This is a genomic window from Acidimicrobiales bacterium, assembly GCA_036491125.1.
Taxonomy (GTDB): Bacteria; Actinomycetota; Acidimicrobiia; order Acidimicrobiales; family AC-9; genus AC-9.
In genome coordinates this window covers 19408-30241 of the sequence record DASXCO010000243.1, presented here as the reverse complement: position 1 = coordinate 30241, position 10834 = coordinate 19408, and the positions used below count along the sequence as shown (strand labels likewise).

Here is a 10834-nt window from a genome sequence, read left to right as displayed (position 1 = left end):
CAAGATCGTCGACATCCAGCTCACCCAGCTCGACCGCCGCCTGGCCGACCGTCGCATCGGCCTGGAGGTGACCGACGCCGCCCGGTCGTGGCTGGCCCACCGGGGCTACGACCCCGTCTACGGGGCCCGACCCCTCAAGCGCCTGATCCAGCGCGAGATCGGGGATCGCCTGGCGATCGGCCTTCTCGAGGGTCGCTACAGCGATCGGGAGTCCGTCGTGGTCGATGTCCAGGACGACGAGCTCGTGGTGTGGTGAGCCCGCCCGGCTGGGGTGCGGTACCACCGGTCGATTGGTTCCACGGTTGGTCGAAACGGGCGTCGGCGCCACCCCACACCGCGCCCTCTTTCGACCCTACGTGGAACCGAGGTAAACCCCGAGCGGGCTGCACACCTGCGCCGTGAACCTCGCCGAGGTGATCGACGCGCCGACGGCGGCCTGCCCCAGCCGGGCTGCGCTGCTCATCGGTGACGAGACCTGGACCTACGGCGACCTCGGCGAGGCGGTGGCCGGCGGCACCGCCCGCCTGACGGCGGAGGGCGTTCGTCCCGGCCAGCGCGTGCCCGTCATCGCCGCCAGCAGCCCGCTGACCCTCGTTGCCATCCTCGCCGCCGCCCGCCTGGGCGCGGCCGGCGCCGCCCTCAACCCGCAGCTGACCGTCGACGAGCTTGGCCGGTTGGTCGAGCTCGCCGGGCTCGCCGGGCTCGGCGTGGCCGACAGCGGGCACCGCGACAACCTCGAGACCGCGCTCGGCGCCCGTGGCACGGTGCTCACCGAGGCCGAGCTGCCCGACCAGGGGACGGGAACGCCGGAGCCCGTCGGCGACGGCGACGACGAGGCCCTGGTGTTGTTCACCAGCGGGACAACCGGGCTGCCCAAGCCGGTGCCCATGCCCCACGCCGTGCTGACTGGACGCATCCGGTCGTGGTGCGGTCCGTTCGACGCCAGCGCGCCGGTCGCCGTCCGCATCATGTGCGTGCCCATGTTCCACGTCGGGGGGCTGCTCGGTCTGCTCATGAGCCTGTACTCGGGGCACACCACGGTCATCCAGCCCCGGTTCGACGCCGGCGGCTGGCTCGACCTGGTCGAGCGTCACCGGGTGAGCGCCGCCTTCGTGGTGCCGACAATGCTCGGCCGCATCCTCGACCACCCCGACTTCGGCCGCTTCGACCTGGGGTCGCTGCGCGCGTTGTCCTACGGGGCGGCGCCGGCTTCGCCCGACCTCGTGGCCAGGGCGACCGAGGCCATGCCCCACGTCGCCTTCTCGAACGTCTTCGGCCAGACCGAGACGCTCGGCGCCTACACCATGCTCTCGCCCGACGATCACCGCCACCCGGTGCGCCGTACTTCCGTGGGCCGGCCCTTGCCCGGCATCCAGATCCGCGTCGTCGACCAGGACTCGGGCGAGGACGCCGCCCCCGGCGCACCGGGCGAGCTCTGGGTCATGTCGGACCAGAACGTCGTACCCGGATGGTTGCGGACCGGCGACCTGGCCCGGGTGGACACTGACGGGTACGTGTTCCCGGTCGGACGGCTGTCGGACACCATCAACCGGGGCGGGGAGAAGCTGGGGCCGATCGAGGTGGAAGAGGTGCTGCGGGCCCATCCCGCCGTGACCGACGCCGCCGTGGCCGCCCTCCCGGACGCCGACCTGGGCGAGCGCGTGGGTGCGGCAGTGATCGTGCAGGGGCAGGTGACGATCGAGGCGCTGCGGGCCCATTGTGCCCGACATCTGGCGCGCTTCAAGGTGCCCGACACGATGGTGCTCGTTGACAGCCTTCCGTACGACGACCTCGGAAAGGTACGTCGCCGGTCGCTGGCGACGATGATCGCCGAAAGGAGCGACTGATGCTGTTCCTGCACGAGGTGCACAGGGTCAAGGGAGCCGAGGAGGACGCCTTCGAGGCTGTCTGGCGCGACACCTGGATGCCCCGGCTGGCCGAGGAAGGCGACGCCCGCCTGCTGTGGTACCTGAACCAGGCCCACGGCGCCGGCCCGTCATACACCGTGATCACGATCACGGCTCTCCGCGACGGCGCTGCGTGGGAGCGTCTCGCCCGTCGGATCCAGAGTGGCGATCTCGCCAGCATTGTCTTCGAGCAGGACCGCTTCCGCCACGCGGTAGACGCCAAGCTCCTGCTGCCAGTGCCGTGGTCGGCGATGCAGGAGGTCGAGCTGGGCGCCGTCCCTGCCGACGGCGCCACCCACGAGCTGAGTCTCTACATGGAGGACACCGGTTGGCCGTCGGCTCCCCTCGGCGAGTACGTCGAGTTCTGGGGACGGACCTACTACCCCGCCATCATGGACCGCCCGCCGGAACAGCGCCTGCTCGACATCCAGGCCAGCTTCCAGGTGGCCCACGGTGCCGGCCACCGGCCCGAGGCGATCCTGATGCAGAAGGTCGTCGACAACGACCGCCTGCTCGCCCTCCTCGCCCACGAGACGCCGCCCGAGCACCGCCGGCCGGGCACGTTCATGCACGACGCCCTCGCCTATCGCGATCAGTGGGAGAGCAGACTGCTGCGGACGAGCAGCTGGTCACCACTGTGGTGATCGTGATCTAGTCTTCGGGTGTCGGCCTGGGTCTGTCGCCCGGGCCACCTTCCAGGTATGGACCATGAATTCTGGGGAAGCCGGGGCAATGTGCGGGGCTGGAGCGAGGTCCGCTCGCTCTGGCTCGCGGTCGCCGTCGTCGCCCTGATCCTGGTGGGCGTCGGCGCCCTGCAGCTCCGGAGCGGGAGCGGCAGCGAGACCCGCCGCCTGGTGCTGCCCGCCACCCAGGTCGCCCCCGGACCCACGACGTCCGTCGTCACCTCCGCCCCGCCGCCCCCATCCACCACCGCACCGCCCCCGAGCGCGCCGGCCCACCTCGGCCTCCCCGTCACAGCCGTCGGTGACTCCGTCATGCTCGACATGCGGCCCGACCTCACCGCACAGGTCCACGGCATCTCGATCGACGCCGCCGTCAGCAGACAGTGGTCGACAGGCGTGAGCATCCTGTCGGCGCTGCGGGCGAGCGGACAGCTGCGTCCAGAGGTGATCGTGGGCCTCGGGGTCAACGGGCAGGTGACTCCTGCAGGGTTCGACGCCATGATGCGGGCCGTCGCCGGCGCTCGAAGGGTCGTCTTCGTCACCGTGCGCCTCCCGCGCTCCTGGCAGGACGACAACAACGCCACGCTGCGCGACGGCGTCGCCCGCTACCCCGGCACGGCCGTGCTCGCCGACTGGTACGCCCTGAGCGCCAACCAGCCCTCCTGGTTCACGCCCGACGGCGTGCACCTCCAGCCTGCCGGCGCCCAGGCCATGACCTCGCTGATCGCCCGCCAGCTTTAAAGTCACCGCCGATGGACGGACTCAAGTTCCTCGGCCTCCAGCCGACCGACGACCCCAACGTCTGGTGCCTCCCGGTGGTGCCCGCCATCCTGAGCGGCGTCGGCGCCCTCTTCGGCGGGTGCGGGCTGGCCGCGGCCATGGAGGCCATGGAGGCGACCACCGGGCGGCAGACGATCTGGGCTACCGCGCAATACCTGTCGTTCGCCCGCCCTCCGGCCACGGTGAGCATCGAGGTGGTGGCCATGGTCGTCGGGCGCCAGACCAGCCAGGCTCGGGCCATCGGCCGGGTCGGCGACGAGGAGATCTTCACCGTCAACGCCGCCCTCGGCGTCCGCCCGACCGAGCTCGAGGGACAGTGGGCGGCCCGCCCGCCGGTGCCGCCGCCCGACGAGTGCCCGCCAAGGGTCCTCGATAGCCGCCACGAGGCCTCGATCATGCAGCGTCTCGACGTCCGCCTGGCCGACGCCCGGCCGCTGGACCAGCTGGAAGGCCCCAGCGCCGACGGCCGGTCGTCGCTCTGGGCCCGCCTGGAGGGTCTGACCTCGAGCACCACGACCCTGGCCATCCTCGGGGACTTCGTGCCCTTCGGCATCAGCCAGGCCCTCGGGCGATGGGCGGGCGGCACCAGCCTCGACAACACCATCCGCATGGTCCGGCGCGTGCCCACCGAGTGGGTGCACCTCGACATCCGGGTCCAAGCGGTGGCCGACGGGTACGGCCACGGATTGGTCCACCTGTGGGCCGAGGACGGCACCTTGTTGGGCACCGCCAGCCAGACGGCGGTGGTCAAGCACTGGCGCCCCGACCGGCGGTGAGGGAGTGGCGCCCTCCAATCCTCCTGGCCCTGGCTAGATCCGCCCCCACGAGCGGTCGGTGACGCCGGTTTCGTAGCACTCGAGCAGGTGCTGCAGCCAGGCCACGCTGTCGTCGAGACCACCTGGTCGGTTGCGTGCCAGCCACAGGTCGCGGTGGCGCTCGATCAGAGGACGGAGCTGGGCGGCCAGGTTCGAGCGCGTCGCCTCCGGCACCGACGACAACCAGCCGTCCTCGGCGAGCCGGGCCTGGCCGTCACGACACAGCAGCGCAACAAGCGCGGCGGCCGTCCGCAGCTCGTCCTTGACGAGATCCCCGTCCGACCGCTCGGGCCGCGAGCGCCAGAGACGGTCCACGGCGCCGGCGAGAGACTCCTCGACGCTGCGCAGGTCCTCGCTCGTCATGCCGGCGCTCACGCCGCGGTCGACTTGAAGCTGGGGGTAGTAGAGGTGGAGGACGAGCACCGAGATGTTGGGGAACTGCGGTGCGATCGCCCGATGGACATCGCCGAGGGCGAGGAGGGCGGCGCCCAGCTCACCGGCGGGGTCGTGGAAGGCGTGGATGTCGAGGGCAGCGGCCAGGTCGAGGTCGGCGTTGGTGTCGAGGCACCACGACACGGCCGCCGCGTAGGCAAAGCCCGGCTCGCTCACCGGCAGGTACTGGAGGTGGCCCATGTCGCCCCAGTCGGTCGTGAGATACCCGGACGACCCGTTGGTCCTCCCCGCCCCGGCGGCCGCCCTGCAGTTGCCGATCATGTTCGTCACTCGGCCCAGGACGCTCAGCCAGCTCGACGTCCCGGGGCACACCCACTGCGGCACCCCGGCCTTGTTCAGCGCCGCGGTGCGATCGGCGAAGGGATGCCAGTCCTCGTAGCCCCACTCGCACACCGTCACCCCCTCGGGGAGCTCGGCCAGGGTGTCGGGGTGGTTGGCCAGGATGTCGCCCCAGATCAACATCTCCCGGCCCGACAGCTCCGACACGTCTCGAAGGGTCCGAACCCAGCTGACGTAGTCACCGATCCGGTCCGGCGGAAGCTCCCACGGCTCGTCCAGCCCGACCTGCACGCGCTCGCTGGTGAAGCACGGCAGCAGCTGGGCGAGGAGCTCGCGAACCAGCGCCAGCGACCCGGGCTTGAGCGGATCGATCGTGGTCGGCGCGTGGAGGTGGCCACGGGCGTCGGGCCAGCCGTCGGGAGCGATGGCGAGGGGCCGGTACCGCTCGTGGGCGAGCCACCGGCCCATGTGACCCAGGCAGTTCTGATTTGGCACCAGCTCGACGTGGCGCGCCCGGCAGTAGCCGTCGAGCTGCCGCACTTCCTCGGCGCTGAGCGGGCTGGCGCGACGCCACACCTCTTCGTGGCCCCGATAGGCGAAGGTGTGCTCGAAGTACAGCTGCACCTGGTTGATCTTCCATGACGCCAGCCGGTCCACCAGCGCCTCGAGAGTCGCCATGGTCGGCACCTTGTCCCTGGAGATGTCGAGCATGACCCCCCGGACCGCGAAGTCGGGCCAATCCCGCACGGTGCCGACTGGGAGGTGACCCTCGTGCAGGCGGGCCAGCTGGTCGAGCGTCGCCCGGCCGTAGAATTCGCCGGCCTCGTCGCCTGCGACCAGGTGCACCGCACCAGCGTCGATCCGCAGCTCGTAGCCCTGGGCGGGCAGCGACGCGTCGTGGCGCGCCACCGGCGGCCGACGCGCCACCAGCGCTTCTCCGAGCGCCAGATGACGGGGTCGCGGGAGCAGGTTCACGGGCCGGGCTGCAGCCGCTTGCGGTAGACGAAGAACACCCGGCTGACCGTGGCACCCAACCTGGCGTAGGGGACGATGGGACCGACCCACACGACCTCCACCCGCCGGCGTCCGGCCGATCGCATCCGATGCAGGGCCCCGAGCACCAGCGCCTCTCCGACGCCCTTGCCGATGAGGTCGGGGCGCACGGCGACCGGGCCCAGGAGGCCTCGGCGGTTGACGTCGTAGGCGCAGAAGCCCGTGATCCCCTCCTCGCCCCGAGACAGGAGGAGCGTGCCCTTGTCGAGGGCACGCAGTGCCTCGGCCGTCCAGTTGCTCCAGTGGCGGTCCAGCCAACCCTCGACCTCGTGCCGGTCGCTCACCGCCGCCACATCTACTCCCCCCGGATCCGCTCGCAGGGCGTCCAGGTCCATCGCCATGTTGTAGTTGGCCTCGGCGCGCGTGTAGTGGTGGCGCTCGAGCAGGCACAGCATCGGCAGCTGGCTCGTCTCCACGCCCGGGAACAGGAAGTAGGGCGCGTCGGCGCCGACCGTCACCGACCTCGTCCCGGCCAGGTCCGCTTCCGCCGCCTCCAGGAGGGCGTGGCCGTGGCCGCAGCCGCGGGCCGAGGGATCGACCACGAGGAGCCGAACGTAGCCGCCGCCTTCACCCTCGACCGTCGCCACGACACCGACGCCAGGCTCGCCGCGGACAGTCGCCGGCTGGTCCGGTGCGAAGAGGACGCCCGCCAGCTCGTCCGCCGCCGGTGGGTCGGGGAGGCCCCGCTGGCACAGCTCGGTGATGGCCGGCAGGTCGCCCGAGTCGAGCCGGTCCAGCGACAAACCCGGGGCCCTCGTCATCCGCTCCCCCATACGTCGGCCACGACGGCATCGAGGGCGGGCAGCTGCTCCAGCATCGACGCCAGGAGCCGGATCTGGACCCGGCACCGGTCGCGGTTCTGACCGGGACGGAAGATCCGGAAGTAGACGTCGCCCGCGAGATGATCCGTGAGAAAGCGCACCGCCTGCTCGTACACCACCACGGCACCGGAGAGCGACAGCAGCGCGACCTCGGGTGGGGTGATCCATGCGGCTGCCTCCTGCCGATAGCCGGCGAGCAGGGCCCGAGCCAGGTCGAGGTCCATCGCCACCCGGCTCAGGTCGCGCTCGTCCTCGGGCGCCCGACAGGTGGCGCTGCGGAGCAGGTCTCCGACGTCCCACAGGATCGAACCGGGCATGATCGTGTCGAGGTCGGTGACACAGACGACGCGGTCGGTCTCGTCGTCGAAGAGCAGGTTGTCGACCTTGGCGTCGTTGTGGGCCACGCGACGGGGCACGGCGGACCCGACCAGCCGCCGGCCAGCTGCCGCCAGGTCGTGGTGGTCGAGCACGAATGCGATCTCGTCGCCGGCCTCATCCGACCGACCAGCGGGGTCGGCCCCGAGAACACGCTCGAGCGCGGCCAGTCGCCCCACGGGGTCGTGGAACCCGGGAATGGTCTCCCCCACCAGAGCGGGGTCGAGGTCGACGAGGAGCCGGTGCAGCTCGCCGAAGGCCCGACCGGCCTCGAGGACCTGGGCCGACGTCGCGAGGGACAGCGAGCTGTGGGTCCGCTCGACGAAATCGACGCAGCGCCAGACGGCACCCGTCGCGTCGCGCCAGCTCGGCCGGCCCTCCAGGGTGGGGACCGCGCGCAACACGCGGCGGTCGAGGCTCCCCTCGCCCGCGGCCTGGAGGCGACGCCGCAGGTGGGTGGTCACGAGTTGGAGGTTGGCCATCACCACGTCGGGCTCGGCGAACACGGCGGGATTCAGGCGTTGGAGCAGGTACCGAGGAGGGGCGCCGGTGCTCGGGCCGCAGGTGACCAGGTGAGTCTGGTTGATGTTGCCCCGGCCGTAGGGCTGCACATCCCGGACCGGCGCGCCCAGGGCGAAGCGGGCAGCGACGCCCGCCGGGTCAGCATCGCTGCACTTCGCCCTCATCAGCGCCGCCTTCAACCTCGACCAGGCTCAGCCCTCGACCAGCTCCCATCGCGCCGGCTCGCCGTTGACCTCCCGGAGCACACCTCGGGCCTGAAGCGCCCGCAGGTGGGCCATGGCCTCGCCCACCGCGGCTCGACGCATGAAGCCATCGATCCTGTTCCACGGGCGGGACCAGGTCATCTGGGAGGCGATGTCCCAGGCCGAGGTGACGCCCCGCTGCACCGCAGCCACCACCTCGGCGAAGCGTTGCTCGTGGTGCGCTCGCAGCTCCGCCACTCGCTCCGGCAGCCCCACGAACCGATGCTCGTGGGCGGGCAGCACCTCGGCGGTCGGAAAGCCGGCCACCCGATCCAGGGAAGTCAGGAAGTCGCCGAGCGGATCGGCCCCCGCCTGCGGGTGGAACGGGATGTTCGGGGTGATGCGCGGCAGCACGTGATCACCAGACAGCATCAGCTCGTACCGAGGCTCGTAGAAGCAGAGGTGCCCGGGCGAATGGCCCGGCGTCCAGATGGCGAGGAGGTCCCAGCCCGGGACCTCGGGCCTGGTGCCGTCTTCCATCAGCACGTCCGGCTCCACGGCGGTGACGAACGGCAGGACCGGCATCGACGCCCGCTGCAGCGACGCCAGCTCGTCGGCCGGGGCGCCCACCCGCCGCAACATCGTTCCGACCCGCGCCAGCAGGTCATCCGGCTCGACATAGCGGTCCTGGATCAGCTTGGCGTCCGCGGGGTGCAGTGCGACCCAGGCACCCGACGCGTCGCGGACCCGCCCGGCCAGCCCGTAGTGGTCGGGGTGGATGTGGGTGACGAGCACGCCCTGGACCTGGGTCACGTCGGTGCCGGCCTGGGACAGCCCGGCAGCCAGCGTGTCGAAGGCGTCGTCGGTGTTCCAGCCGGCGTCGACGATGAAGGGTCCGGCGTCGGTCTCGAAGAGGTAGACGAGGACGTAGCGCAGGGGGTTGTTCGGAATGGGGACGGGGATGCTCCAGACCCCCGGCCTCACCCGCTCGACCGGAGGCAGGGGCCCGACCGAGCGGGCGGCGGTGACCGACACTGAACCGCTCAGCCCGCTCAGCCCGCGACCAGTCGCCGAGCGGCCTCGACCACGTGGCGCGCCGAGATGCCGGCCCAGTCCATCAGCTCTGCGGGGGTGCCGGAGCCCGGTGTGCCCCGGACGGCCAGATGGGCGATGCGGGGTGGTCGGGGCTCATCGGACAGCGCCTCCATGACGGCGGCGCCGAGCCCGCCCTCGCGATAGTGGTCCTCGACCACGAGCAGACGGCCGGAGGTGTCCCGGGCCGCCTCGCGCAACGTGTCAATGTCGACCGGCTTCACCGAGTAGAGGTCGATGACCCGAGCCTTGACGCCGGCCTCCTCCAGCGTGCCGGCCGCCTCGAGGCAGGCGTGCAACGTGACCCCGGCGCCGATGAGCGCCACTGCGTCGTCGTCGTGACGACGAACGATCTTGGAGCCACCGATGGCGAACTGATCGTCGGGACCGTAGACAACGGGGTACGCGCCTCTGGTGGTGCGGATGTACACCACGCCGTCGGTGTCGGCCATGAGGCCGACCAGGTGCGCGGTCGACACCGGGTCACTCGGGTAGAGCACGGTGGACCCGCTGACCGCCCGCATGGCGGCCAGGTCCTCCAGAGCCATCTGCGACGGCCCGTCGGGGCCGATCTCCGAACCGGCGTGAGATCCGGACAGGCGGATGTTGGCCCGCGAGATCGCCGCCATCCGGACGAAGTCGTAGGCGCGTGAGAAGAACGCGGCGAACGTCGACGCGAAGGGCCTGTAGCCCCGCACGCTGAGACCGACCGCGGCCGCCACCATCTGCTGCTCGGCGATGAACATCTCGAAGAAGCGGTCGGGGTAGGCCTTCTTGAACTCGTCAGCATGCGTCGAGTTGCTCACCTCGCCGTCGAGGGCGACGACATCGGGGTGGGCACCGAGGGCGACCAGGGCATCGCCGTAGGCCTTGCGGGTGGCCACCTTGTCGGTCTTGTCGTAGCGAGGCAGCTCCACGGTGACATTGGCGGGGTGGGCGATGGCGCTCTGGAGGCGCTCCGGGAGGGGCCCGTCGGCCCGCAGGCTGCGCTCGCCACCCAGCTCGGCGATGGCCCGCTCGGCCATGTCCTCGGGCAGGGCGCGCCCGTGCCATCCCTCCTTGTTCTCGATCTCGGAGAAGCCCTTGCCTTTCACGGTGCGAGCCACGATCACCGTGGGGCGGTCGGTCTCGCGCGCGGCCCCGAGGGCCTCGTCGATCTCGACGTCGTCGTGCCCATCGATCACCAGCGCCGTGCACCCGAAGGCCTCCACACGCCGGCGGTAGGCATCCAGCTCCCACCCGAACTCGGTCGGGCCCCGCTGACCCAGGCGGTTCACGTCGAACACGGCGGTCAGGTTCGAGAGGCCGTAGTGCGCGGCCTTGTCGAGCGCTTCCCAGATCGAGCCCTCCGCCAGCTCGCTGTCACCACACAGCACCCATACGTGGAACGGCAGCTCGTCCAGGTAACGACCAGCGAGCGCGACCCCGACGCCGTCGGGGAGCCCCTGTCCGAGCGATCCGGTGGCGACGTCCACCCATGGGAGCTCGGGGGTGGGATGTCCCTCCAGGCGGGCCCCGAACTGGCGGTAGGTCGTCACCAGCTCCTCGTCGCTGACGACTCCTGCCGCCTTGAACATGGAGTACAGGAGCGGTGAGGCGTGGCCCTTGGAGAAGATGAGGTGGTCGTTGTTGGGCGCCTTCGGGTCGTTCCAGTCGTAGCGAAGATGCCGAGCGAGGAGGACCGCCATCAGGTCCGCAGCCGACATGCTCGAGGTCGGGTGGCCCGACCCGGCGTGCGTGCTGCAGCGGATGGCGTCGACGCGCAGCTGTTGTCCGAGGTCGGCCACGAAGTCCAGCTGGTCGCTGTCGAGCTTCTCGCCGGTCGTCGTTCGAGCCATCTCGTCTCCCCCGGGGTCGGGGCCTGGCCCGTTC

General features: G+C 71.3%; 10 protein-coding genes. 5 read left to right on the top strand and 5 right to left on the bottom strand.

The features are described from left to right. From VGF64_18725 to VGF64_18705, 5 genes are all read left to right on the top strand, one after another. Positions 1 to 256 (top strand): hypothetical protein (locus VGF64_18725; protein ID HEY1636795.1); only part of this gene is annotated, 256 nt, incomplete at its 5' end. 142 nt (positions 257 to 398) lie between these two features. Continuing rightward, entirely contained in the window at positions 399 to 1847 is a 1449-nt protein-coding gene (locus VGF64_18720; protein ID HEY1636794.1) for an AMP-binding protein, read from the top strand. Then, positions 1847 to 2551 carry a hypothetical protein gene (locus VGF64_18715; GenBank protein ID HEY1636793.1) on the top strand — a complete coding sequence of 235 codons (705 nt, stop codon included), beginning with the start codon at positions 1847 to 1849 and terminating at the stop codon, positions 2549 to 2551. The genes VGF64_18720 and VGF64_18715 overlap by 1 nt, the downstream gene beginning before the upstream one ends. A 57-nt stretch (positions 2552 to 2608) precedes the next feature. Continuing rightward, on the top strand, positions 2609 to 3331 hold the full coding sequence (locus VGF64_18710; GenBank protein ID HEY1636792.1) for a hypothetical protein: 723 nt from the start codon (positions 2609 to 2611) through the stop codon (positions 3329 to 3331). 11 nt (positions 3332 to 3342) lie between these two features. Next, positions 3343 to 4146: an acyl-CoA thioesterase gene (locus VGF64_18705; protein ID HEY1636791.1), complete on the top strand. Its 804-nt coding sequence runs from the start codon at positions 3343 to 3345 to the stop codon at positions 4144 to 4146. Positions 4147 to 4179: 33 nt separating this feature from the next. On the opposite strand, the gene VGF64_18700 is transcribed toward VGF64_18705, so the two are convergent. The 5 genes from VGF64_18700 to VGF64_18680 are packed head-to-tail and all read right to left on the bottom strand — an operon-like array spanning position 4180 to position 10800. Beyond that, on the bottom strand, positions 4180 to 5892 hold the full coding sequence (locus tag VGF64_18700; GenBank protein HEY1636790.1) for a family 20 glycosylhydrolase: 1713 nt from the start codon (positions 5890 to 5892) through the stop codon (positions 4180 to 4182). Next, positions 5889 to 6731, bottom strand: coding sequence for a GNAT family N-acetyltransferase (locus tag VGF64_18695; protein HEY1636789.1), 843 nt, complete (start codon positions 6729 to 6731; stop codon positions 5889 to 5891). Before VGF64_18695 ends, VGF64_18700 begins: the two co-directional genes overlap by 4 nt. Beyond that, positions 6728 to 7852 carry a phosphotransferase gene (locus VGF64_18690; protein HEY1636788.1) on the bottom strand — a complete coding sequence of 375 codons (1125 nt, stop codon included), beginning with the start codon at positions 7850 to 7852 and terminating at the stop codon, positions 6728 to 6730. Before VGF64_18690 ends, VGF64_18695 begins: the two co-directional genes overlap by 4 nt. Positions 7853 to 7879: 27 nt before the next feature. Beyond that, positions 7880 to 8905 (bottom strand): MBL fold metallo-hydrolase, encoded by a 1026-nt coding sequence (locus VGF64_18685; GenBank protein ID HEY1636787.1) that lies wholly within the window; start codon positions 8903 to 8905, stop codon positions 7880 to 7882. A 17-nt stretch (positions 8906 to 8922) separates the two neighbouring features. Further along, positions 8923 to 10800 (bottom strand): transketolase, encoded by a 1878-nt coding sequence (locus VGF64_18680; GenBank protein HEY1636786.1) that lies wholly within the window; start codon positions 10798 to 10800, stop codon positions 8923 to 8925. Between the last annotated feature and the right edge of the window lie 34 nt (positions 10801 to 10834).

What these genes read in the sequence shown, in the direction of transcription:
- VGF64_18715 (HEY1636793.1), top strand. Translation starts at nt 1,847, where the DNA reads ATGCTGTTCCTGCACGAGGTGCACAGGGTCAAGGGAGCCGAGGAGGAC.
- VGF64_18710 (HEY1636792.1), top strand. Translation starts at nt 2,609, where the DNA reads ATGGACCATGAATTCTGGGGAAGCCGGGGCAATGTGCGGGGCTGGAGC.
- VGF64_18705 (HEY1636791.1), top strand. Translation starts at nt 3,343, where the DNA reads ATGGACGGACTCAAGTTCCTCGGCCTCCAGCCGACCGACGACCCCAAC.
- VGF64_18695 (HEY1636789.1), bottom strand. Translation starts at nt 6,731, where the DNA reads ATGACGAGGGCCCCGGGTTTGTCGCTGGACCGGCTCGACTCGGGCGAC.
- VGF64_18690 (HEY1636788.1), bottom strand. Translation starts at nt 7,852, where the DNA reads ATGAGGGCGAAGTGCAGCGATGCTGACCCGGCGGGCGTCGCTGCCCGC.
- VGF64_18680 (HEY1636786.1), bottom strand. Translation starts at nt 10,800, where the DNA reads ATGGCTCGAACGACGACCGGCGAGAAGCTCGACAGCGACCAGCTGGAC.